We start from the raw sequence: 23,572 nt of genomic DNA, 5'->3' as shown, positions 1-23,572 counted from the left end.
GCAACGATGCGCCATTCCCTCCCCTCCGCGCTGGGCCGCCTGAACCGTGTCGTCCGTCCCCGTTCCCGGGGCACCGCCCGGCCCCACGTCATCTACCTCGCCATCGGCTTCCCGCCGGCGGCGAAGAGTTCCGCCTACCGGCTGCGGGAGACCGCCAACCAGTTCGCCGCGCTCGACTGGGACGTCACCGTCGTCACCATCTGCGAGGAGGCGTGGGAACGCGAGTACGGGCTGGACCACAGCCTGTCCGCCGGCGTCGACCCGCGGATCCGGGTGGTCGAGCTTCCGCTGGTCCGCGAGGACCTGGAGACGGACATCCGCAACTTCTCCGAGGCCCGCTCGCTGCGCCCCCGCGAGTGGATCGAGCAGCAGCGCAAGCGGGACCTGGCCGTCTTCCCCGAGCCGGTGTTCGGCGGGTGGCGCTTCGCGCTCGAGAAGGCGGTGCTGCGGATCCACCGCGAGCACCCGGCCGACCTGCTGGTGGCGAGCTGCGCGCCGTACGTGAACCTGGCGCCCGCCTGGCGGCTGTGGGAGGAGCACCGGGTGCCCTACGTGGTGGACTTCCGCGACGGCTGGTCGCTCGACGTCATCACCGGTGAGGCGGCGTTCCCGGAGAGTTCACCGGCCGGGCGGTGGGAGAAGAAGGTGCTGGAGCAGGCCGGCGCGATCTGGTGTGTCAACGACCCGATCGCCCGGTTCTACCAGGAGCGCTATCCGTCCCGGGCGGACCGGGTGCGGGTGGTGCGCAACGGCTTCGACCCCGACGGGGTGCCGGCGGTCGAGCACCGGGCCGAACCCGAGGCGGGCCTCACCTTCGGCTACCTCGGATCGATCAACTTCTCGCCGGTCCTGCTGGACGAGGTCCTCACCGGCTGGCGGATGGCGCGGCGCGACGATCCGCTGATCGCCCGCAGCACGTTCGAGGTGCGGGGCCACATCGGCGCGGGCGCGCTGCGTGAGGCGAACGCCCACATGGAGATGCTGCGGGCCGCCGAGCCGGACGGCGTGGTCTTCGGCGGTCCGGTCGCCAAGGCGGACGTGGCCGACACGTACGCCCGCTGGGACGCGCTGGTCCTGATGCTTGTCGGCGGCGCCTACGTCACCTCCGGCAAGGTCTACGAGTACGCGGCGAGCGGGCTGCCGGTGCTGTCCGCCCACGAGGTCGACCACGACGCGGCCCGGGTGCTGGCCGGGCATCCGCTGTGGACCGGCGCGGTGGGGTTGGAGCCGGTCCGGCTGGCGGAGAGTTTCCGCGCGGCCGGGCGGCTGGCGGTCAGCGCCACCGAGGCCGACCGGGCGGCGGCCCGGGCGCACGCCCACCGGTTCACCCGGGGCGCGCAGCTCATGCCCGCGGTCCGCGCGGCGACGGAGCTGGCAGCCGTGCCGAAACCGCCGGCCGAGACGGTCGCAACCGGAGGTGCACGGTCATGATCGAGATGCTGATCATCGCAGGCGCGGCGCCACGCCAGGAGGCCGTGCTGTCGGAGGCGCTCGGGCGGTTCCGGGCGCAGGGCGTCCGGGTCCGTCTGGTGTGCGGGTTCCCGCTGGAGCTGACGTCGCTCGACACGTCGTCCGCCGAGGTGTACGCCCTGCCCAAGGTCGAGGAGGATGCCCGGCTGAAGCGCCTCGTCGCCGGCGTGGAGCCCAGCCGGGCGCTCTGGCTGGTGACCCGGCGGGACCGGACGGTCCGGGGGTGGGCGCGCAGCGCCGACATCCTGGTCTCCCTCGACTCGCTGTCCGTGCACACGGTGTGGGAGCTGGCGCAGCGCAACCTGCGGGCCGACGCCTGCCAGGGGTTGGGACCGGCGGGCCGCGCGGCGCAGGCCCGGCTGGACGGCACGGCACGACGCCGGAGCGCGGTGGCCGCCGCGACGTCCGCCCGGGCCGGCATCGTCGTGCGGGACACCCGGCAGAGCGCGGCCGTCGTGGCCAAGCGGTCGCTGCGGGCGACGATGGCGCCGGCGGTCATGCGCAGCGCCACCGGCGCCAGGTTCTGGCGTACGGTCGTCTCCGCCCCCGCCCTTCCGGACCGGGTCCGCGGCGGGCTCGCCTACCAGGTCCACCTGCGACTGCTGACGGTGAACCGGGCGGACCAGGCGGTCGAGGTGTCGGCCGCCGCGGTGCGCCGGATGCACGACCGCCGGGCCCGGGTGGACCTGCTGACCCGGGAGGCCAAGAAGGAACTCGGCATGGGCCTCGTCCCGGTGGGCCTGCGGGAGGCGGTGACCGCGCAGCTCGCGCTGGCCGACGAACAACTCGACAAGAAGAGCGTGCACAAGGCGGGACAGGCGGTGCATCAGGCGCTCCGGCTGCTCCACCACCGGGTGCCGCAGCTCGAACAGGCCGGGTCGCCGATGGTCGCCGACGCCGACGGCTATCTGAAGCCGCTGCTGGACAGCACCGCCGGTCAGGCCCTGCTGCGACAGCACGGCCGGGCGACGCCGGCCGCGTCCACGCCGAGCGGTCGGCCGTTGCGGCTGCTCGTGCTCGCCCGGGACGCGAGCCGGGACCACTACCTCGACCAGATCCGCCAGCGGTACGAGTTGGCGCCGGACACCGAGCTGCGCTACGTGCGGCTCGACGACGACCCGGTCAGCGAGCGGTTCGCCCAGGAGCGGGGCGCGCTCATCGAGCACCGGCTCGGCAATGGCCAGGCCACGCCGTTGAGCAAGCGCGTGCAGGCGTGGCTCCAGCCGCACCTGGACTGGGCGGACACCGCGCTCGTCGACTCGTGCGCCGCCGCCGCCCTGGTGACCCTGAACGATCCGGGCGACACCCGGGTCGTCGTCCGGCTGCACAACTTCGACGTGACGGGCATCTGGGCGCAGCTTGTCGACCTGTCCCGGGTGGACGACCTGGTCTTCGTCTCCGACCACCTCCGGGACCTGGCGCACGCGACGTTGCCGCAGCTACGGGCCGGTCGGGGGCCGGCGGAGCACGTGCTCGCCCCCGGGTTGGACCTGCGGGCGCACGCGCTGCCGAAGCCGCCCGAGGCCCGTTTCACGCTCGCCGTGGTGGGCGCGGACACCGCCGCGAAGGACGCCCGCTGGGCCGTCGCCGTGCTGCGTCTGCTCCGCGCCGAGGACCGGCGTTACCGGCTCCTGCTGGTGGGCGACGGCCCGGACTCGGTGACCGGCACGGTGAACAAGCGGCACCAGGCGGAGCTGGTGCACGACCTCGCGGAGCTGGGGTCCGCGGTCACCTACCTGGACGAGGTGACCGACGTGCCCCAGGTGCTGACCGGGGTCGGGGTGATCCTCAGCAGCTCCACCCGGGAGGCGTTCCACTGCGCGCTCGTGGAGGGCGCGGCCAGCGGCGCGGTGCCGGTCGTCCGGGACTGGCCCTTCCTCGCCGACCTGCCGCACGGCCCCCGCACGCTCTTCCCGGCGGACTGGGTGGTGGAGACCCCGGACGACGCGGCGAAGCGGATCCTGACCGCCACGTCGAGCGACGAGCCGTGGCGCTCCGAGGGCGCGGCGGCGGCCGACCACGCGCTGTCGACCTGGGACTGGGCCGTGGTGCGTCGCGGCTACGACGAGCTGTTCGGGCTCACCGGCCGGCAGGGCTGACGTCAACGGGAAGGCCCACCCCGGCGGACCGGGGTGGGCCTTTCGTGCCGACGCCTGCGGATATCCGCCGACGTGGGGTGGGTCAGTGCGACACCGGATCCGCCGGCTGGCGCACCGGCGGCGCGACGTCCGGCCGCAGCCGACGGTAGACGCCGTCGAGCACCGCCGCCTGAGCCTCCCAGGTCCAGCCCTCCAGCAGCCCCGGGCGGTCGTACGCCTGGCGGTAACGTTTCGGGTCGGCCAGCACCTCCCGCACGGCCCGCACGTAGTCGGGGACGTCCTCGGCGCGGAACACCTCCCCCTGGCCGGTGGAGCGGACCGTCTCGGCCATCGTGCGTACGTCGCTGACCACGATCGGCAGCCGGGCGTGCGAGTATTCCAGGAACTTCGTGATCAGGGCGAGCTCGTGGTTGGGCTTGTGGTGGATCGGGATGACCCCGGCGTCGGCCGGCGCGAGGAACTCCGACACCTGCCAGTGCGGCACGTACGGCAGCAGGTGCACCCGGTCACCGACCCCGGCCTGCACGGCGCGTTCCCGCACCGCCTCGGACGGGGCGTTGTTGCCGCTCGGGTGCAGCGTGACGAGCGCGATGTGCACGTCCGGGAGCTGCGTCAGGGCGTCGACCATGGTGTCCAGGCCCCGGGACGGGTTCACCCCGCCGCAGTAGACGAGCAGCGGGGTGTCCGGGCCGATGCCGCACAGCGCGCGCAGGTCCGGCACGGGCGTGTCGTGCCGGGCGTCGTCGGCGACCCGGGCCGGGGCGTTCAGGACCACGTCCGGCAGCGCCGGGAGGTCGTGCACCTCCCGCAGCAGCTCGGCGAGCGTCGAGGAGACGGTCACCACCGCGTCGGCCCGTGGGGCGTGCTCCGCCGTGTAGGCGATCTGCGCGGGCAGCCAGCGCGGGTTGTCGGCTCGGCCGAGGACGCCGGCGACGTACTCGTGGGCGTCCCAGACGACCCGGGTGGACCGGCCGCGCGCCCGGGCCCGTTCGGCGGCGCGGACGCCGACGCCGGCCATCCGGAAGTCGTTGGCGTGGATCAGGTCGGGCTTGAGGTCGTCGATCACCGGGCCGAAGGCGAACTCGTAGTCCCACAGGCCGGGGTCGAGCCGCCGCCAGGACCGTGACCCCATCACCGTCTGCCAGAACCGGATCGACAGCTTGGTCAGCGGCAGGTCCGGGTTCTGCTGGTTGGCGCGCAGCCGCTTCAGCTCGCCGGAGCGCAACCGCGCCCACCGGGTGAGGATCTTGGTGCCGGCGCGGGCGGGCAGCAGCAACGCCCTGCCGACGAGGTAACGCCCCCGCGCCCCGGCCCGGCGGGCCTCGTCCAGGCGCGCCTGGCGCTGCCTCAGCTCCAGCCGTCGGGCCCGGAGCGCGTTCAGCCGTTGGGTGGCGTAGCGGCCCGGCCGGTACGCCAGCGGGCGGCGCGGCGACCGGCGCAGGTGCAGCGGGTGCTGGGCCAGCGGGCGCGGCACCGTGAGCAACCGCACCTGGGCGCCGCCGATGGTCCAGCTCTCCTCGGGGGACGCCGCGCCGAGAATCCCGAGCAGGATGACCTCCCACCCGGCCTCGGCGGCGGAGCGCGCCGTCTTCTGCACCCGGGAGTCACCGTGCACCCCGTTGTCCACCAACATGACGACCCGCCCTCGTGGGCGGGTGCTGTCCGGGTCCATCCCTGTCCTTTCGCGGTGTGCCGGGCCACCCGGCCGGGCGGGTGCCGGCCGGACGCCGGCGACCCGGGGATGACTTCGCGGCGGCGGCGGAACATCCGCCGCCGCCGCGGAAGCCGAAACTGGCGTCAGGCGGCGCTGCCGGCGGACTGCCGGGCCGCGCCCTGGGCCGGCGTGACCGAGACGACCTTGCCGTCCGCGGCGGACTCCAGCAGCCCGGCGGCGACCTGCACGGTACGCAGGCCCTGCCGCAGCGTCACGATGTCGCTCTGCTTGCCCTCCACCGCGTCCCGGAAGCGCTCGTGCTCGACCAGCAGCGGCTCCCGCTTCGGGATGGCGTAGCGGACCATGTCGCCCTCGGCCACGCCACGGAAGGCGCGCAGCGCCTCCCACTCGGTGTCGATGGCGGCGTTGGCATAGAAGGTGAGGTCGGCGGTGAGCGTGTCGGCCACGAAGCAGCCCTTGTCGCCGGTGACCACCGTGGACCGCTCCTTGAGCGGGCTCAGCCAGTTGACCAGGTGGTTGACCATCGTCCCGTCGGAGAGCTGCCCGACGACGGCGACCATGTCCTCGTGCAGCCGACCGCTGCGCGAGACCGTGCGGGCGGCCACCGAGGTGTATTCCCGGCCGGTCACCCACGCGGTCAGGTCGATGTCGTGGGTGGCCAGGTCCATCACCACGCCGACGTCGGCGATGCGGTGCGGGAACGGGCCCTGGCGGCGGGTGACGACCTGGAACACCTCGCCCAGCTCGCCGGCCTCCAGGCGGGTCCGCAGGCTCTGCAACGCCGGGTTGTAGCGCTCGATGTGACCGACGCCGGCGACCAGGCCGGCGGCCTCGAACGCCTCGACCAGTCTGGTGGCCGCCTCGACCGACTGGGCCAGCGGCTTCTCGATCAACGCGCTGACACCGTTGGCGGCCAGCTCCAGGCCGATCGGCTCGTGCAGCGCGGTCGGGCAGGCGACCACCGCGTAGTCGACACCCAGGGCGAGCAGGTCGCTCACCTCGGGCACGACCGGCGCGCGCAGCGTGCCGGTCGAGTCGCCGACCGGGTCGACCACGCCGACCAGCTCGACACCGTCCAGGCTGGACAGCACCCGGGCGTGGTTGCGTCCCATGGCGCCGAGGCCGATGAGCCCGGCCCGCAGCTTGCGCGCCCCCGTCATGCGGCACCCCCGGCCGAGTTCGCGCCGTCGGCGATCCGCTCCAGCTCGGCCGCGCTCAGCGACGGGTGCACCGGCAGCGAGAGCACCTCGGCGGCGGCCCGCTCGGTCTCCGGCAGGTCCCACGGGCCCGGCGTGCCGGCCTCGGTCAGGTAGGGCTTGAGCCGGTGGATCGGCGTCGGGTAGTAGACCGCGTTGCCGATGCCCAGCTCGGTGAGGCGGGCCTGGGCGGCGTCACGGTCGCCGCGCACCCGCACCGTGTACTGGTGGTAGACGTGCTTGGCGCCGTCGGCGACCGGCGGGGTGACCATGCCGGTGATCGCGGAGTCGAGGACCTTGGCGTTGGCCCGGCGCTGCTCGGTCCACCCGTCGAGCTGGCCGAGCTGCACCCGGCCGATGGCGGCGGCCACGTCGGTCATCCGCATGTTGGCGCCGACGATCTCGTTGGCGTACCGCTGCTCCATGCCCTGGTTGCGCAGCAGCCGCAGCGTGCGGGCCAGCCCGGCGTCGGCGGTGGTGATCATGCCGCCCTCGAGCGAGTGCATGTTCTTGGTGGGATAGAAGCTGAAGCAGCCGGCGGTGCCGAAGGCGCCGACCGGGGTGCCGTTCAGCTCGGCGCCGTGCGCCTGGGCGGCGTCCTCGACCACGGCCAGGCCGTGCTGCTGCGCGATCGCCATGATCCGGTCCATCGCGGCCGGGTGACCGTAGAGGTGCACCGGCATGATGGCGACGGTCTTCGGCGTGATCGCGGCGGCGACCGCCTCCGGGTCGACGCAGAAGCTGCCCGGCTCGATGTCGACGAACACCGGCTCGGCGCCGACCAGCCGGACCGCGTTGCCGCTGGCCGCGAACGAGAACGACGGCACGATGATTTCGTCGCCGGGGCCGAACCCGAGCGCCATCAGGCTGAGCTGCAACGCGGAGGTGCCGGAGTTGACGGCGACGCAGTGCCGGCCGGCGACCAGGTCACCGAACTCCTCCTCGAACGCCGCGACCTCCGGGCCCTGCACGACCCGGCCGCTCCGCAGCACCCGGACAGCCGCCTCGATCTCGGCCTCGCCGATGATCGGTCGTGCTGGGGGAATGAACTCTGGATGCGGCCCGACCATGGGGCTTCCTCCTGTCGACACGTGGTGCACGGGGGACGTCTGGGGATGGTAGCGGTTTGTGACGAAAACCAGGCGATTGCGATTATTGTCCGACCGGATGTGACCCACTGTTCATGATCGCGGGGCTCAGATCTCCACCTCGTCGCGAGCGGGCCCCACGCATGCTACCCGCAGCGCCGCGACGATCGCGGCGGCCATCCGCGGCACCTCGGCGGTCCTCAGCGGGGCCCGGGAGATGGCCATCCGCCAGTAGATCGGACCGACGATCAGGTCGACTGCCGCACGCCTGTCGGTGTCCGCCGAGAGTTCGCCGCGCTCGACCGCCCGGCCGATCAGGATCCGGCCCACGGCCTGCTGGTAGTCGTCCAGGGCGGCCTGGAGCTTCTCCCCGATCTGCGGGTTGCGGGCCGCCTCGGCGAGCAGGTCCGGAATGATCTGCGCGGCCAGCCGGTGACGCAACGCACGCGCCATCACGTGCAGCAGGATCTCCAGGTCGCCGAGCAGGCTCCCGGTGTCCAGCAGGGGCAGGTTACGCCCGGCCACCGCGGAGACCATGTCCAGCACCAGGTCGAGCTTGGAGCGCCACCGGCGGTAGATCGCGGTCTTGCTCACCCCGGCCCGCCGGGCCACCGCCTCGATCGACAGCCGCCCGTATCCGACCTCGGCCAACTCCTGCATCACGGCGGTGCGGATGGCACTGGTGATCTCCCCACGCAGCACCGCCGCGCCGGCCGGGGCACGCCTCTTCTCGGTCGTCACGTGGAACAATGTAGCGCAACGACGGTACGGTTGCGTCCCGACGTTCGGTGGACTACCTTCCATGCAGCAGCGAGGCGGCTCCTCCCCGCCCGGCCACGCTGGACGACTTCACCGCACTGCTCCCCATCAGCACGACAGATCGGAGCGCCTGACCATGGCCGACACCGCGGTGGCCGACCCCGAATCTGGACTGAGCCGGGCCCAACTGGCCCGCCGGTACGGGCTTCGGGTGGCCGGGGAACGACCGCCTCTGGCCGAGTACGCCCGCCGGCTGTGGGCGTACCGGCACTTCATCACCGCGTACTCGCGCGCGAAGGTCGCGTCCTCGCTGAGCAACACCCAGCTCGGCCAGCTCTGGCAGGTGCTGACCCCGCTCACCAACGCGGCGGTCTACTACCTGATCTTCGGCCTGATCCTGGCCCAGCACCGGAACGTGCCGAACTTCATCGCGTACCTCTGCACCGGTGTGTTCATCTTCATCTTCACCCAGACCGCGGCGTCCAACGGCACCAACGCGATCAACGGCAACCTGGGCATGATCCGGGCGCTCCAGTTTCCCCGGGCCGCGCTGCCGATCACGGTCACCCTGGTGCAGCTCCAGCAACTGCTGATGTCGATGGTGGTGCTCGCCGCCATCGTGCTGCTCACCGGCGAGCCGATCACCTGGCGCTGGGTGCTGCTCGCCCCGACGCTGCTGCTCCAGACGGTCTTCAACATCGGGCTGACCATGGTCACCGCCCGGCTCGGTTCCAAGGCCACCGACCTCAAGCAGATCATGCCGTTCGTGATGCGCACCTGGCTGTACGCCTCCGGCGTGCTCTACCCGGTGGCGCTCATCCGCGAGCACCTGCCCGGATGGGCGGCGAACATCCTGGAGTGGAACCCGCCGCTCGTCTTCATCGAGCTGGCCCGCTACGCGCTGCTCGACTCGCACCAGCCCAACCTGGTGAGCTCACCGCTGAAGCTGTGGTCGCTCGGCCTGTTCTGGGCCGTCGTGATGGGTGTCGGCGGGTTCGTCTACTTCTGGCGTGGAGAGAAGGAGTACGGCCGTGGCTGAGCAGACCCTGCCGGCGGGCGCCGGCACCGTGACCGACTCGGGCCGGGTCCCCACCGTCGTGGTGGACGACGTGCACGTGATCTACCGGATCCACAAGGGCGCGTCCAGCGGCACCACCCCGGTCTCCGCGCTGAAGCGCCTCGCCTCCCGCACCAAGGCGCCGAACATCCGCGAGGTGCACGCCGTCAAGGGCGTGAGCTTCACCGCCTACGAGGGCGAGGCGATCGGCCTGATCGGCAGCAACGGCTCCGGCAAGTCGACGCTGCTGCGGACCATCGCCGGACTACTCCCGCCCGCCCGCGGCGCGGTCTACACCCACGGCCAGCCGTCCCTGCTCGGCGTGAACGCCGCGCTGCTCAACGACCTCTCCGGCGAGCGCAACGTGGTGCTCGGCTGCCTGGCCATGGGCATGGCGCCGGAAGAGGTCAAGCGGCTCACCCCCGAGATCATCGAGTTCTCCGGCATCAACGACCGCGGCGACTTCGCCTCGCTGCCGATGCGCACCTACTCCTCCGGCATGGGTGCCCGGCTGCGCTTCGCCATCGCCGCGGCCAAGAAGCACGACGTGCTCCTGATCGACGAGGCGCTCGCCACCGGCGACCGGAAGTTCCGCGCCCGCAGCGAGCAGCGGGTCCGCGAGCTACGCGCGAGCGCCGGCACGGTCTTCCTGGTCAGCCACTCGATCGGCTCGATCCGGGACACCTGCGAGCGGACCATCTGGCTGGAGAGCGGCGTGCTGAAGATGGACGGCCCCACCAAAGAGGTCTGCGACGCCTACGAGAACCAGAAGTAGCCCACCGGAGCGCACCGGCCGGGTTCCGCCCGGACGGTGCGCTCCGTCGTACGAGTTAAGGTTTGCTGGGCCGTCGGTCAAAGTTCACCAACCGGTCACCCTTCCACCAAGTGAGGTACGGCAATGACGCAGGACCACACCACCGCACCGGACGCCGCGCCGGCGAACCCGGCACCCTGGCGACCCGCGCGTACGGTGGCCGTGATCCTCGCCGGGGGCACCGGGACCCGCCTCGGCCTGGGCATCCCGAAGCAACTACTGAAGATCGCCGGAAAGCCGATCATCGAGCACACGCTCGCCGTCTTCGAGGCCGCGCCGGAGATCGACGAGATCGTCGTGCTGATGGCCACCGGCCACGTGCCCGACGCCGAACGGATCGTCGCCGACGCCGGCTTCCGCAAGGTCACCAAGGTGATCGAGGGCGGCGACACCCGCAACGACACCACCCGGATCGCACTCGACGCGGTCGGCGAGGGCGACGTCAACATCCTCTTCCACGACGCGGTCCGCCCGCTGGTGAGCGCCCGGATCGTGCGCGAGTGCGTGAACGCGCTCTGGAGCTACTCGGCGGTCGACGTGGCCATCCCCTCCGCCGACACGATCATCCAGGTCGACGCGGACGAGTGCATCACCGACATCCCAGTCCGGTCCCGCCTGCGCCGCGGGCAGACCCCGCAGGCGTTCCGCTCCGGCACCATCCGGGAGGCGTACCGGCGGGCCGAGGGCGACCCCGACTTCGCCGCCACCGACGACTGCGGCGTGGTGCTGCGCTACCTGCCCGGCACGCCGATCAAGGTGATCGACGGCTCGGACGAGAACATCAAGGTCACCCACCCGGTCGACGTGCACCTCGCCGACAAGCTCTTCCAGCTCGCCGCCGCCCAGGCGCCCCGGCTGACCCACCGCGGCTACGCCGAGGAGCTGACCGGCCGGACCATCGTCGTGTTCGGTGGCAGCTACGGCATCGGCCACGACCTCACCGAGCTGGCCCGCCGCTACGGCGCGCAGGTCTTCCCGTTCAGCCGCTCCACCACCGGCACCCACGTCGAACGCGCCGAGGACGTGGCCGCCGCGCTGAAGACCGCGTTCGAGGCCACCGGCCGGATCGACCACGTGGTGGTCACCGCCGGGATCCTGGAGAAGGGCGCGCTCGCCGAGATGGACGACGAGACGATGGACCGTCTCCTGCACGTCAACTTCGTCGGGCCGGTCACCATCGCCCGGCAGTCGCTGCCCTACCTCCAGCAGACCAAGGGGCAACTGCTGCTCTACACGTCCAGCTCCTACACCCGGGGCCGGGCCCGCTACGCGCTCTACTCGGCCACCAAGGCCGCGCTGGTCAACCTGACCCAGGCGCTCGCCGACGAGTGGGCGGAGTTCGGCGTACGGGTCAACTGCGTCAACCCGGAACGCACCGCCACCCCGATGCGGACCAGGGCGTTCGGCGAAGAGCCGGAGCACACCCTGCTCGCCTCCGAGGCGGTCGCCCAGGCGTCCCTGGACGTGCTGATCTCCGAGCTGACCGGCCAGGTGGTCGACGTCCGGCGGGCCCCCGGCGAGCCGGTGGCCGCGGTGCCGGCGCAACCCGGCCCGCACCGGTCCGAGCTGACCACCGACGCCTGACCGACGGGACGAACCAGATGCGTGGGGACCTGGTCCGGAAACTGCTCGCCCGGGTGCTGACCAGCGGGCTGGCGGTGCTGGCGTTCCTCCTGCTGGCGCTCACCGGCGCCACCGCCGCCGGGCTGGCCGTGGCGGTCGCCGCGCTTGCCGCCACCGCCTGGGAGCGGCGGGTCCGGCCCAGCGCCGACGGCCTCGTCGAGACGGTGCTGGTGGCCGCCGGGATCCTGGTCGGCTACGCCCGCCGGGCCGACGACGGATTCGACCCGGCGCTGGCCGTGACCGCGCTCGTCCTGCTCGGCCTGGTGCTGCTCGTCGGCCCGCTGCGCCAGGCCGCCGCGTTGGAGATCCGGGCGGCCAACCTGCCGGTCCGCTCCTGGGCGCCACCGGTCGCCGCCCGGCTCGGCGACGCCCTGCTGGTGCTGCTGGCGCTGGTGGCGCTCGCCGCCGCGCTCGCCCTGCCGGCCTGGCTCCCGCTCGTCGCCACGCTGCTCGTCGGCGCCGGCTGCGCCGCGGTCGCGCTCGACCTCGCCCGGCGCCGGTTCCGGCCGCCGGCCGGCGGTGGCCCGATCGGCCGGGCGCTACGCCGGCACCAACCGGAGTTCGTGCTGCACTTCTCCGCCCCGCCCGGCTCCGAATACCAGGTGACCATGTGGCTGCCGTACCTGGAACGGATCGGCCGCCCGTTCCTGGTGGTGCTGCGCGAACCGGAGTTCCTGCCGACCGTCGCCGCCGCGACCCGCGCCCCGGTGGTCCTCTGCCCCACGCTCAAGGCCCTGGACGAGGCCCTGGTGCCCAGCCTGCGGGTGGCGTTCTACGTCAACCACGGCGCGAAGAACGCCCACTGCATCCGGTTCCACCAGCTCACCCACGTGCAACTGCACCACGGTGACAGCGACAAGGCCCCGAGCGCCAACCCGGTCTCCGCGATCTTCGACAAGATCTTCGTGGCCGGGCAGGCGGCCATCGACAGGTACGCCCGGGCCGGCGTGGAGATCCCCGCCGAGAAGTTCGTCGTGGTCGGCCGCCCCCAGGTCGAGGAGATCGAGGTACGCCGGGAGCCGGCCCCCACCTCGGCGCACCCGACCGTCCTCTACACCCCGACCTGGACCGGGCACAACGCCGACGCCAACTACTGCTCCCTGCCGGTGGCCGAGACGCTGATCCGCCGGCTGCTCGACCGCGGGGCCACGGTGATCCTGCGCGCCCACCCCTACACCGACCGGAACCCGGCCTCGGCCCGGCAGCTCGCCCGGCTCACCGAACTGCTCGCCGCCGACCGGGCGAAGACCGGCCGGGCGCACCTGTGGGGTGCGGCGGCCACCCGGGAGCTGACGCTCACCGAGTGCGTCAACCGCGCCGACGCGCTTGTCTCCGACGTCTCCGGGGTCATCTCCGACTGGCTCTACTCCGGCAAGCCGTACGCGGTCACCGACACCGGCGCGGACGGCGCGCACTTCGTCGAGCGGTTCCCCCTCGCCGGTTCCGGCTACGTGCTGCGCCGCGACATGTCCAACGTGGACGACGTACTCACCGCGCTGCTGGACACCGACCCGAAGGCGGCCGACCGCTGGGCCGCCCGGACCCGCTACCTGGGCGACTTCCCCACCGACGGCTACGCCGAGGCGTTCCTCACCGCCGCCCGCCGCGAGCTGGAGCCCGACTTCGCCGTCCCGGCGCCGCGCACGCCGTAGGGCCGGTTCCGCGGGGTCGTGTTTCGCAGGGGTGGTCGAGTCGAGACCGGGCCGGCTCTGCCCGGTCGCGCAGGGACCCGGCCTGCGGCGGACCCTAGAGGTACGGGTCGAGCAGCGCGAGCACCGCTGCGGGATCCTCGACGTGCGCGTTGTGGCCCAGCCCCGGCAGCGTGGCCACCGGAACGCCCAACTCCTTGAGCTGCGCGTCGGTCACCATCGGGTCCAGCTCGCCCCGGGCCAGCAGCACCGGCACGTCGACGGCGGCGAGCAGGGCCGGCAGCCGAGGCGCCCCCACCGCGAACGCGGCCGGATCCATGGCCAACCGCCAGCGCCCGTCCCCCCGCCGTAGTCCCGCGTCGACCACCGGATGGTCCGGCGCGAACAGCCCGGCGAGCCCGGACACCCGCAGGTAACGACGGGCCGCCTCGTCACGGGTGGCGAACCAGGTCACCGGCCGGGCGGCCAACTCCTCCGCCTTCGCCAACTCGGCCACCGACCAGGCCACCTTGATGCCGAGCCCGACCACCGCGTCCACCGGCAGGCCCCACCGGCGCGCGGCCACCGCCAGCGCCACCACGCCACCGAGCGAGTGACCGAGCAACACCAGCCGGTCATCCGGGCCGAGCCGGACCGCACCGAACCCGTCCACGACGCGCCGCGCGAGGGCCGCGAAGGAGTACCCGGTCGCGGTGGCGCCCTCGCCGACGTCTCCCGCCGCGCTGGCCACCCCGTCGGCGCGTCCCGCCGCACTGGCCACCCCGTGGACGTCTCCCGGCGCGGCGGCGACACCGGGCGCGGTCGCGGCGCCATCGGTGTCTCCCGGCGCAATGGCGGCCCCGCCTGTGGCGGGCCTCGGGGGCAGCGGCGGTGACCAGCCGTGTCCAGCCAGGTCGGGGGCGAGCCAGCGTCCTGGCCAGCGGCGCTCCAGCAGTGGCGCCCACGGCAACCACACCTCGCCGGTGGCCCCCATGCCGTGTAGGAGCACCAGGTGACGGGTCCCCCTCGCATCGCCCATACGGCGCAGTCTGCCACCGGACAGACACGGTGCGCGAGAGCGGACACCGACGTCACACGCGGACGACGTCATGCGCCGGCGCGGGCCGCGCTGATGCGCGACTCCGGTCCGGCGGTCGCGCACCCGCGTCATGTTCGCGCAGGTCGTCATCGGGCCGTGCACCCGCCTCGGCCCCTTTGGACGACTCAGACCTCTTCCCGGCCCACGGTAGCCACCACGCGGTTTCCGTGGTGCCGGGTCCTCTCTGGTGCGGCGGGGTGGGTCGTTACGGCGCGCTGAGGCACCCGCGTGATGCTCCACTCACGGCTCGACGGAGCACGGGTGGAACGCCAGTGTGTCTCCGGCGCGTTGAGACACCCCTGACGTTCCAGTCGTGGCCCGGGCGGAGCACGGGTGGAACGCTACGGGTGTCTCCGGCGCGTTGAGACACCCCTGACGTTCCAGTCGTGGCCCGGGCGGGGCGCGGGTGGAACGGGGTGGGTGTGTCGGGTGTGTTGAGGCGCCCGCATCGTTCCCGTTGTGGGCTTGGGGTGTTTGACGGTGTGCGGGATCCGGTCGCCGTGCGCGGGTGGGTGGGGTGTCCGGTTCGAGGGTGGTGGGTGGCACTCCGACGGTGGAATCGTCGCGGGGGTGGGGGCGTTGTAACCCGGTGAACGACCGAGGAAGGCCAGCGCCGACACCATGCCGCGCGGCCCGACCTGCCCCCTGGGAATGGCGGTGGGCAGCCGGTCGTTACACAGTCACCCCGGCGCCATCCGCGTTGAGGCCCCGCCCCGCGAAGCCGCCGGACCCCCCCCGTAAAGCTTTGAGCGCCTGACGGTGCTTGCACACGCGCCCGACCCCCCGTGTGGTGTGTGTGTCGACCCCCGGAATGGAGCCCCCTGATGAACACGATCCTGCGTAAGAGCGTCCTGGGTATCGCTGGTCTGGCGTTCACCGGTGGTGTGTTCGCCGGTCCGATCGCCGCCCACGCCGACACCGCCCACGCCGCCACGGCGGGTAAGCCGGTCGCCGTGCAGGCCGAAGGTAAGCAGTCGAGCATCACGCTCAACGGTGAGCAGACGGCCAACGTCAAGGCGATCATCGCCGCGACGAAGAAGGCCGGCCTGCCCGAGCGGGCCGCGGTCATCTCCATCGCGACGAGCTTGCAGGAGTCGAAGCTGGAGAACCTGGGCCACCTCGGCGACTCCAACGACCACGACTCCCTCGGTCTGTTCCAGCAGCGCCCCTCCTCCGGCTGGGGCAGCCCGGAGCAGATCACCGACCCGGAGTACTCGACCCTGGCGTTCCTCAAGGGCCTGAAGCAGGTCGACGGCTGGCAGGACATGCCGCTGACCGAGGCCGCCCAGACCGTGCAGGTGTCCGCGTACCCCGACGCCTACGCCCAGTGGGAGAACCAGGCCACCGACCTGGTCAACCAGCACTGGAACAAGTAAGCGCAGACGAAGGCCGGCACCCTGCAACAACGGGGTGCCGGCCTTCACGTACTCGATAAATGGGTTAGGCGGAGTATCCGCGCGTGGACATCCAGTTCGCCAGGTCGGTCGTGGCGACCCAGTAGGACGGCAGCGACGGGTCGGCCGAGTCGGCGATCCGTACCGTCCGGCCGTCGTTCTTGTAGCCGATCACGGCGACATAGTGGCCGCCCGGGAACGAGTGCCAGCCGCCGTTGGTGTCGGTGGCGTCGCCGACGATGTTCGAGACGACCGCCCGGCCGTTGCTGACCGCGTTGACGACGTCGGCCTGGAGCCGGTCGGTCTGGTCCGGGGTGGCCGCGCCGGGGATCATGCGGGTCCGGTACGGGTTGCCCTTGACCTGCTGGTTGAGCACCCGGGTGGTGTCCTCGGCCGAGTTGGTGCCCATCTCGGTGGTACCGAGCGCGACGGCCAGCGTGTCCTGGCTGCGTTCGATGCCGGCGGCGCTGAGCGCGTTCCGCACGGCCGCCGGGCCGCAGTAGTAGTAGGTGGTCTGCGCCTGGTAGTCGTAGTCGAGCACCTTGCTCGACGGTGGCTTCGGCTTGGCCTTCGGCGTGGTGTCCGGGTTGGCGGACTTGGCCGCGGCCTTCGCCACGGGCGAGGCCGTCGGAGAGGCGCTGGGCGACGCGCTCGGCGAGGCGCTCGGTGACGCGCTCGGCGACGGGAGTGCGACCCGGGCCTCGCTCCGGGTCACGGCGTCGTCGAGGCGGGAGCCGAGTTCCGCCACGGCGGCGGTGTCCCGCTGAGCCGGGGCGTCGTCGGTGGCGGTCAGGGTGGCGCCGGCGCCGCCGGCCAGCACGAGGGCCGCCGCCGAACCGGCGATGATCTGGTACGGGCGCTCGGTCGCGAGCCGCCGCAGTTGACGCTTCAGGTGGTGCTTCACGGATTCCTCCACGGGGGTGGGCGGCACACGCCGGCCCGGCGCGCGGGGGAACTCACGCACGCTGACGGGCTGGACGGCCGCGGCTGGGTGGCCCGGGATGCCGGGCGGATCAGGGGTCGGGTACGCGTCGCTCAGGCGCGCGCCGGCCCCCGTTGGCCGTGGAGGCGGGGGGATGGTCGGGGGGTGGTTGGCACGAGGAGGTAGCTCCTTCCGTGGCCGCCGACCGGGTTAGCTGACGGATTCGGGCGGGAAGTACGCCCTACCGCGGGGCCGTGGGCTCCGCGGATTCACCCCGGTGTTGCTGTGGGTCCCCGGTTCGTGTGCACGATTAGGCGGGTCGGCGCGGCGACGCCATCGGCGATCGACAACCGCACCGGACGCGCCGACACTACCGATGGGTACGGCGCATGCCAAGCGCTCCCACCTGCGGAAACGTGTTCGGTGACTACAATTTCGGCACAGCCGGTCACCGACGTGACTCAATGGGACGACGGGTGCCGTCGACGCCGACCGGCGGAAACCGGACGTCCGGCGGGCGGAGAAACGGGCGCCGGGGGCGACCGGGGACATCGGCTTCGCCGCCGCGGCGGACCGGTGACCCGGCTCACCGCGTTCGGTAACGATTCGGCCGAGGCAGCCGCCCAGCCGCGGCAGGACCCGACCCCGGACCGCCCGCTCAGCCGAGAGCGCCGCTCAGCCGACGCGGGCCGGACGCCAGCGGGCGCTGCGCACCGGAGCCGGCACCGGGACACGGGTCGCCGGCGCGGCCCGGAACGCCGGCGCGGGCCGCAGCGCCGTCGCGGCGGCGTACGCCTCGGCGGCGAGCGTCCGGGCCGACTCGGCGGCCAGTTCGGCGTCCCGCCACGCCAGCCGTTCCCGCTCGGCGGCCGTCTCCCAGGCGGCTCGGCGGCCGTCGCGGACCGTCCGGGCCAGCACGATCTCCTGCGCCGCCGGGTGGTGGCAGGGGTCCCACCCGTTGCGTCCGGCCAGCACGTCGGCGAGCTGGCGGGCGGTCAGGTCGCCCCGCCAGTGTGCCGCCATCGCGGCGTGACGCAGCCAGCGTTCCCGTGCCGCGTACTCGGACGGGGTGCGAGGCGTCCTCGGTTCGGGCAGGGCGGCGGCGCCGGCCAGGCGGCGGGCGGCCGAGTCCGCCTCGTCGTACGTCGACCACGCGCGCTCCGCCTCGTCCTGGGCGGCCAGCCACCGCTCGCGGCGACGCCGGGCGGTCTGGGCGGCTCCGGCGGCGGCCACCGCCACCTCGTCGGCGTACCGGGTCAGGTCGGCCCGGTGCAGCGCCTCGACGTCGGCCGGGTCGGGTTCGGCCTCCACCACGCCGTCGCGTTCGGGGCGGGCGACCAGCACGGTGAGCAGGACGAGGGCGAGCACGGTCAGGGCCGACCAGATGGCGGCGGCCTCGGGGACCGCGGTGAGGAAGTTGAGGAGAACGGTCTGCGACATCGGCGGGCACCTCACGGGAGACGGTGACGGGGAATTCCGCACGGCCGGTCGGGGGCCGGGATCCGGGCGCGACCGGGCCGCCGAGCGGCGGGTGCGGGTGAGGTTCGGGTGGGCGACGGGACCGGCCCGGGGCGGGGCAGCGGGCGGGTCAGCGGGCGGGCGGGGCCCGCGGGCCGGCCGGCGCCGGCGGCTGACCGGCCGGGACCGGATGCTGGCCGGCCGGGCGTACGGCGTCGCCCTCCGGCCCGGGCTCCGGGACGCCGGTGGAGGCGGTCTGCCGCTCGGTGGCGGCGTCGTGCTCCGCCCGCGTGCCGGCATCGGTGCGGAACGTCGATGCGGCGACCGGGCCAACCGAGCCGGCCGGCGCCGGCAACGAGGCGGCAGCCGGCAACGAGGCGGCGCCGAACGAGCAGGCGACGACCACGGCCAGGCTGGCGAGCATGCGTGCGGCCCAGCGCGCCACCCACCACACGGGACAGGTGAGCGCGATCGGAAGCACGGGTACAAACTACCCGCGATCCCGCCGCCACGCACCGTCACCCGGCGTGTCGCGCCGCCACCGGACAGGGTGGAGCGGTCAGTCCGGCCGGCGCGACTCGGCGTACTCGATCGAGCGGTCGGTGTCCTCGGCCGCCGGCCGGGGTGCGGGCACGGCCGGCGCGGTGGCGGCCCGGTCGCGGCGGGCCCGGCGCGACGGACCGAGGAGGCGCATCATCGGCACCTCCACCCAGCGGTGCAGGGCGGCGGCGAGCGCCAGGGTGAGCAGCAGGAAGCCGAGCACCGCGAGCGGGCCGCGCCACCCGGGCAGTCCGGTGCCCCAGTCGCCGGTGAGCCGCAGGACGGTCACCATGACCAGCACGTGCACGAGGTAGAACGCGAACGAGACCTCACCGAGCCAGACCATCGGGCGGGAGCGCCACGGGGTCCGCCGGCCCCGCACGTCGGCGTCCGCCGCGGCGGTGATGACCAGGAGGTACGCCACGGCGAGCAGCGCCGCCCAGAACTCGGCCCGGATCCACAGCGCGGCGACCACCCAGGTGCTCACGAAGAGCGCGCTCGCCACGGTCAGGGTGGGGCCGCGCCAGCGGTTGCGGCGCATCAGCTCGGCGGCGGCGGCACCCATCCAGAACTCGAAGGAGCGGGTGACCGGGAAGATCTGGGTGAACCACCACCGCTGGTCCTCGGGCACCAGGTGCTGGCCCGGCCAGAGCGCCAGGATGAGCAGCGGCGCGGCGACGAGCACGGCCGCCAACGCACCGGTACGCGCCCGGCGCAGCCACGGCACCACGAGCGGCAGACACAGGTAGAAGGCCAGCTCGCAGGAGAGCGACCAGCTCACGTTGTTGACGCTGTAGAAGTAGCCGTTGAGCGGGATCCACGCCTGCACCAGGAAGAGGTTGCCGATCGCGGCCCACGGCAGGACCGGGTCGGCGAACCAGGCCGCCACGGCCAGCGCCGCCACGAACGTCACCACGTGGTTCGGATAGATCTTGGCGAACCGGCGCCGCAGGAACGTCCGGCCGCGCTCGCCGTCCCGGTACGACCAGACCAGCACGAATCCACTGAGGATGAAGAAGAACTCGACGCCGGAGAGCCCGAGACTGAAGGCGCGGTCCACCACCGCCTTCAGGTCCGGCTCGGCGATGATCCGCATGGTGCCGGCGTGGAAGCCGAACACCAGGAGAGCGGCGACCCACCGGAGCCCGGTCAGCGACGGCAGCCGCGGAGCGCGGGTGGTGGTCGGCGCACTTGTCACCCCGGGGACCCTACCCGTGGCGGGCGGCCCGCCGCCGCGCGGCGGCGGCCGGCCGGCACCCGGGAAACGCCGGATAGGCTTTCCGTTCCCGCACGTGCGGGGCCGGTCCGGGCCCCGCCGGGCCCGTACGGAAGGTGAGCGACCGGATGCACCAGCGGATCCTGCTCCGCGCCCGCAAGGGCCCGTTCGACGTCCTGACGCCGGAGGAGACCTTCGCCGGCAACTGGATCGGCGACAACAGCGGCAACCTGGTGTTCAGCCACGCCGCGCACAAGCTGCTGGCCACCGCCACGGCACAGATCACCCCGAACCGGGCGCCGGCCGACCCGCGCGACGCCGACGAGATCAACGAGCGGTACGACGTCTTCGTGGTGCCGCTCGCCAACGCCTTCCGCCGCAGCTTCGTGCACCGCCTCAACCCGCTCACCCGGCTGATCGAGCGCCTGAAGATCCCGGTGGTGGTCCTCGGCGTCGGCGTGCAGACGAACGTCGACGGGGACCGGGAATACCTGCGCCAGATCGACGAGCCGGTCAGCGCGTTCTGCCGGGCCGTGCTCGACCGCTCGCACAGCATCGGGGTACGCGGCGAGATCACCGAGAGCTACCTGCGTACCCTCGGCTTCTCCGCGGTGGAGCAGATCGGCTGTCCGTCGATGTTCCTGCACGGCGACGAGTTCCCGCTGGCGAAGAAGCGCCCGGAGCTGACCACCGACGCCCGGATCGCGCTGACCATCTCCCCGTACGTCGCCTCCATGGCCAAGGTCGTCCGCCATCACCGGGAGCGCTACCCGAACCTGTGCTACATCCCGCAGGACCTGCGGACCCTCGGCACCCTGCTCTACGGCGACGCGCCCGAGCACCGGGGCAAGCGCAGCGAGATGCCGCTGCACACCTCGCACCCGCTCTTCGTTCAGGACAAGGTGCGGATGTTCGTCGACCCGTGGACCTGGATGGCACACCTGTCCGGTTTCGACTTCAACTTCGGCACCCGGATCCACGGCACCATCACCGCACTGCTGGCCGGCACCCCCGGCTACCTCTTCGCCCACGACTCACGCACCCTGGAACTGGCCCGCTACTTCGACATCCCGCACCGGATCATGCGGGACGTGCCGGCCGACGTCGACGCGGCGGACCTCCACGCCGAGGCCGACTACACCGCGCTGACCGCCGGCCACAAGGCCCGCTTCGACACGATCACCGCGTTCCTGGCCAAGCACGACCTCGGCACCTCGTTCGCCGACGGCGACAGCGCCGCCCGGTTCGACAAGCAGGTCCAGGAGACGGAGTTCCCGCCGGCCGTCGGGCCGGCCGCCGCCGCCACGCCGGCCGAGCTGCTGACCCGCATCCAGCGGCTGCGCGACGAGAACCGGGCGCTCGCCGAGACGATCGACGGGCTCCGCGCCCAGGGGCTGCGCCAGCGGATCAAGCAGGCCGTCCCGGACCCGGTCCGCCGCATGCTGGGGCGCTGACGATCGTACGCATGTTCGATCACCGGGTACGATGGCGGGCGTGTCCGACGTCGCGTACCAGCCCTCGATGCTCGACCTGGCCCCCGACGGCCCGACCCTGGGCCCGCTCGGGGGCCGGTTGCGCCGCCACGAGCTGAGCCGGGGCGCCTGGGTCGACCACCTGCCCGGCTGGGTGCGCGGCTCCGACGCGGTGCTCGACGCGCTGCGACACGACGTGCCGTGGCGGGCGGAACGCCGCACCATGTACGACACCGAGGTCGACGTGCCCCGCCTGCTCTGCTGGTATGCCGCCGGCCGCCCGCTGCCGCACCCGGTGCTCACCGCCGCCCGCGACACCCTCACCCGGCACTACGCGCCGGAGTTGGGCGAGCCGTTCGTCACCGCCGGCCTGTGCCTCTACCGCGACGGGCGGGACAGCGTGGCCTGGCACGGCGACACCCAGGGCCGCTCCGCGCACACCGACACCATGGTCGCGATCGTCTCGTTCGGCTCGCCCCGCCCGCTGCTGCTGCGCCCGCGCGGCGGTGGCGGCGCCGGCCTGCGCTTCCCGCTCGGACACGGCGACCTGGTGGTGATGGGCGGCTCCTGCCAGCGCACCTGGGAACACGCGGTGCCGAAGACCACCCGGCCGGTGGGTCCCCGGGTCAGCGTCCAGTTCCGCCCCGCCGGGGTGGCCTGACTCCGCCCCGGAGCCGTGCTAGAAACAATCACCCCGCACCGCAGATGTGAAGGGCGAGGCGATGACCCGGTTCCCCGCATGGGCCGTGCACGGCGACGGCCGGTCGGTGCGCCCCGGCGACGTGGTCCACCCGGGCGAACGCCTTTCCTGGCCGCGTACCGTCGGGGTGGGCGTGCAGCACGTGGTCGCCATGTTCGGCGCCACCTTCACCGTCCCGCTGATCACCGGCTTCCCGCCGGCCACCACGCTCTTCTTCTCCGGCCTGGGCACGCTGCTGTTCCTGCTGATCACCGGCAACCGGCTGCCGTCGTACCTCGGGTCGTCGTTCGCGTTCATCGCCCCGGTGCTCGCCGCCAAGACCGACGGCGGCATCGGGGCGGCCCTCGGCGGCATCGTGGTCGCCGGCGCCGCGCTGGCGCTTGTCGGCGTCGTGGTGCACCTGGCCGGCGCGCGCTGGATCGACGCCCTGATGCCCCCGGTGGTCACCGGCGCGATCGTGGCGCTGATCGGGCTCAATCTCGCGCCGGTGGCGTGGGACGGTGGCGGGGCCGGCACCGGCGTCAAGGCGCAGCCGCTGATCGCCGTGCTCACCCTGCTCGCGATCCTGGTCACCACCGTGGTGTTCCGCGGCTTCCTGGCCCGGCTGTCGATCCTGGTCGGTGTGGCGGTCGGCTGGCTGGTCGCGGCGTTGGCCGGCCAGCTCGACCAGCAGGCGGTCACCGGGCTGCGGCGGGCCTCCTGGGTCGGGCTGCCGGAGTTCCACACGCCGGGCTTCAGCCTGCGCGCGGTCGTGCTGGTCATCCCGGTGATCCTGGTGCTGATCGCGGAGAACGCCGGGCACGTCAAGGCGGTCGCCGCGATGACCGGCCGGAACCTCGACCGGCAGATGGGTCGGGCGTTCCTGGGCGACGGGCTTGCCACCGTGCTGGCGGGTTCCGGCGGCGGCTCCGGCACCACCACGTACGCGGAGAACATCGGCGTGATGGCGGCGACCCGCGTCTATTCCACGGCCGCGTACTGGGTGGCCGGCGGCACGGCGATCCTGCTCGGCCTCTGCCCGAAGTTCGGCGCGTTGATCCTCACCGTGCCGGCGGGCGTGCTCGGTGGCGCGACCACCGCGCTCTACGGGCTGATCGCCGTCCTGGGCGCCCGGATCTGGATCGAGAACCGGGTCGACTTCCACGACCCGGTCAACCTGTTCACCGCCGCGGTCGCGGTGATCGTGGGTGCCGCCAACTACACGCTGACGGCCGGCGACCTGTCCTTCAACGGCATCGCCCTGGGCACCGCCGCCGCCCTGGCCATCTATCACGGCATGCGCCTGATCGCCCACCTCCGAGGCACCACCCCGGACGATCATGAAGTTATTGCCACGACACGCCGCGATGCCGGGCAATAACT

19 protein-coding genes and 1 riboswitch are annotated in these 23,572 nt (G+C 73.1%); of the genes, 10 read left to right on the top strand and 9 right to left on the bottom strand.

Annotated elements, in window-relative coordinates; genetic code table 11:
* The first annotated feature begins 6 nt into the window (after nucleotides 1-6).
* Both O7619_RS13935 and O7619_RS13930 read left to right on the top strand, forming a co-directional pair.
* Nucleotides 7-1,431, top strand: coding sequence for a glycosyltransferase (locus O7619_RS13935; protein WP_282288192.1), 1,425 nt, complete (start codon nucleotides 7-9; stop codon nucleotides 1,429-1,431).
* A complete protein-coding gene (locus O7619_RS13930; RefSeq protein WP_282288190.1) occupies nucleotides 1,428-3,569 on the top strand; it encodes a glycosyltransferase in 2,142 nt (713 codons plus the stop codon). The genes O7619_RS13935 and O7619_RS13930 overlap by 4 nt, the downstream gene beginning before the upstream one ends.
* A gap of 82 nt (nucleotides 3,570-3,651) precedes the next feature.
* Here O7619_RS13930 and O7619_RS13925 read toward each other — a convergent pair whose 3' ends face one another.
* The 4 genes from O7619_RS13925 to O7619_RS13910 all read right to left on the bottom strand — a co-directional run bounded on the left by O7619_RS13925 (nucleotide 3,652) and on the right by O7619_RS13910 (nucleotide 8,269).
* Nucleotides 3,652-5,202, bottom strand: coding sequence for a glycosyltransferase family 4 protein (locus O7619_RS13925; protein WP_282288188.1), 1,551 nt, complete (start codon nucleotides 5,200-5,202; stop codon nucleotides 3,652-3,654).
* A 164-nt stretch (nucleotides 5,203-5,366) separates the two neighbouring features.
* Nucleotides 5,367-6,404, bottom strand: coding sequence for a Gfo/Idh/MocA family oxidoreductase (locus tag O7619_RS13920; protein ID WP_282288187.1), 1,038 nt, complete (start codon nucleotides 6,402-6,404; stop codon nucleotides 5,367-5,369).
* Entirely contained in the window at nucleotides 6,401-7,510 is a 1,110-nt protein-coding gene (locus O7619_RS13915; protein ID WP_282288185.1) for a DegT/DnrJ/EryC1/StrS family aminotransferase, read from the bottom strand. The genes O7619_RS13920 and O7619_RS13915 overlap by 4 nt, the downstream gene beginning before the upstream one ends.
* Nucleotides 7,511-7,636: 126 nt before the next feature.
* Complete coding sequence (locus O7619_RS13910; RefSeq protein ID WP_282288184.1) at nucleotides 7,637-8,269, bottom strand: TetR/AcrR family transcriptional regulator; 633 nt, start codon at nucleotides 8,267-8,269, stop codon at nucleotides 7,637-7,639.
* Nucleotides 8,270-8,423: 154 nt separating this feature from the next.
* Here O7619_RS13910 and O7619_RS13905 point away from each other — a divergent pair, with 154 nt between their 5' ends.
* The 4 genes from O7619_RS13905 to O7619_RS13890 all read left to right on the top strand — a co-directional run bounded on the left by O7619_RS13905 (nucleotide 8,424) and on the right by O7619_RS13890 (nucleotide 13,433).
* Nucleotides 8,424-9,326 (top strand): ABC transporter permease, encoded by a 903-nt coding sequence (locus O7619_RS13905; RefSeq protein WP_282288183.1) that lies wholly within the window; start codon nucleotides 8,424-8,426, stop codon nucleotides 9,324-9,326.
* On the top strand, nucleotides 9,319-10,119 hold the full coding sequence (locus O7619_RS13900) for an ABC transporter ATP-binding protein (RefSeq protein WP_282288182.1): 801 nt from the start codon (nucleotides 9,319-9,321) through the stop codon (nucleotides 10,117-10,119). Before O7619_RS13905 ends, O7619_RS13900 begins: the two co-directional genes overlap by 8 nt.
* 123 nt (nucleotides 10,120-10,242) lie before the next feature.
* On the top strand, nucleotides 10,243-11,742 hold the full coding sequence (locus tag O7619_RS13895) for a bifunctional cytidylyltransferase/SDR family oxidoreductase (protein ID WP_282288181.1): 1,500 nt from the start codon (nucleotides 10,243-10,245) through the stop codon (nucleotides 11,740-11,742).
* 17 nt (nucleotides 11,743-11,759) lie between these two features.
* Nucleotides 11,760-13,433 carry a CDP-glycerol glycerophosphotransferase family protein gene (locus O7619_RS13890; protein ID WP_282288180.1) on the top strand — a complete coding sequence of 558 codons (1,674 nt, stop codon included), beginning with the start codon at nucleotides 11,760-11,762 and terminating at the stop codon, nucleotides 13,431-13,433.
* A 94-nt stretch (nucleotides 13,434-13,527) separates the two neighbouring features.
* Here the strand turns inward: O7619_RS13890 and O7619_RS13885 are convergent, their stop codons facing one another.
* Nucleotides 13,528-14,448 carry an alpha/beta fold hydrolase gene (locus O7619_RS13885; RefSeq protein ID WP_282288179.1) on the bottom strand — a complete coding sequence of 307 codons (921 nt, stop codon included), beginning with the start codon at nucleotides 14,446-14,448 and terminating at the stop codon, nucleotides 13,528-13,530.
* An 884-nt stretch (nucleotides 14,449-15,332) separates the two neighbouring features.
* Here O7619_RS13885 and O7619_RS13880 point away from each other — a divergent pair.
* Nucleotides 15,333-15,884, top strand: coding sequence for a hypothetical protein (locus O7619_RS13880; protein ID WP_282288178.1), 552 nt, complete (start codon nucleotides 15,333-15,335; stop codon nucleotides 15,882-15,884).
* Nucleotides 15,885-15,948: 64 nt separating this feature from the next.
* On the opposite strand, the gene O7619_RS13875 is transcribed toward O7619_RS13880, so the two are convergent.
* The 4 genes from O7619_RS13875 to O7619_RS13860 form a co-directional block, all read right to left on the bottom strand.
* Nucleotides 15,949-16,806, bottom strand: coding sequence for a C39 family peptidase (locus O7619_RS13875; protein WP_282288177.1), 858 nt, complete (start codon nucleotides 16,804-16,806; stop codon nucleotides 15,949-15,951).
* A gap of 202 nt (nucleotides 16,807-17,008) precedes the next feature.
* Nucleotides 17,009-17,151, bottom strand: a riboswitch (cyclic di-AMP (ydaO/yuaA leader).
* Nucleotides 17,152-17,499: 348 nt separating this feature from the next.
* Nucleotides 17,500-18,264 (bottom strand): hypothetical protein, encoded by a 765-nt coding sequence (locus tag O7619_RS13870; protein WP_282288175.1) that lies wholly within the window; start codon nucleotides 18,262-18,264, stop codon nucleotides 17,500-17,502.
* 148 nt (nucleotides 18,265-18,412) lie between these two features.
* Nucleotides 18,413-18,763, bottom strand: coding sequence for a hypothetical protein (locus O7619_RS13865; RefSeq protein ID WP_282288173.1), 351 nt, complete (start codon nucleotides 18,761-18,763; stop codon nucleotides 18,413-18,415).
* Nucleotides 18,764-18,841: 78 nt separating this feature from the next.
* Nucleotides 18,842-20,020 (bottom strand): acyltransferase, encoded by a 1,179-nt coding sequence (locus O7619_RS13860; protein WP_282288172.1) that lies wholly within the window; start codon nucleotides 20,018-20,020, stop codon nucleotides 18,842-18,844.
* 146 nt (nucleotides 20,021-20,166) lie between these two features.
* Here O7619_RS13860 and O7619_RS13855 point away from each other — a divergent pair, with 146 nt between their 5' ends.
* The 3 genes from O7619_RS13855 (at nucleotide 20,167) to O7619_RS13845 (ending at nucleotide 23,570) form a co-directional block, all read left to right on the top strand.
* Nucleotides 20,167-21,492: a polysaccharide pyruvyl transferase family protein gene (locus O7619_RS13855; protein ID WP_282288171.1), complete on the top strand. Its 1,326-nt coding sequence runs from the start codon at nucleotides 20,167-20,169 to the stop codon at nucleotides 21,490-21,492.
* Between the two features lie 40 nt (nucleotides 21,493-21,532).
* Nucleotides 21,533-22,171, top strand: a complete 639-nt coding sequence (locus O7619_RS13850) for an alpha-ketoglutarate-dependent dioxygenase AlkB (protein ID WP_282288170.1) — start codon at nucleotides 21,533-21,535, stop codon at nucleotides 22,169-22,171.
* 61 nt (nucleotides 22,172-22,232) lie between these two features.
* Complete coding sequence (locus O7619_RS13845) at nucleotides 22,233-23,570, top strand: solute carrier family 23 protein (RefSeq protein WP_282288169.1); 1,338 nt, start codon at nucleotides 22,233-22,235, stop codon at nucleotides 23,568-23,570.
* Nucleotides 23,571-23,572: the final 2 nt, after the last annotated feature.

Origin of the sequence: Micromonospora sp. WMMD998 (assembly GCF_029581235.1) — a bacterium.
Classification (GTDB): Bacteria; Actinomycetota; Actinomycetes; order Mycobacteriales; family Micromonosporaceae; genus Micromonospora.
The sequence above is the reverse complement of the archived record's forward strand: the minus strand, read 5'-3'. Positions and strand labels throughout refer to the sequence as shown.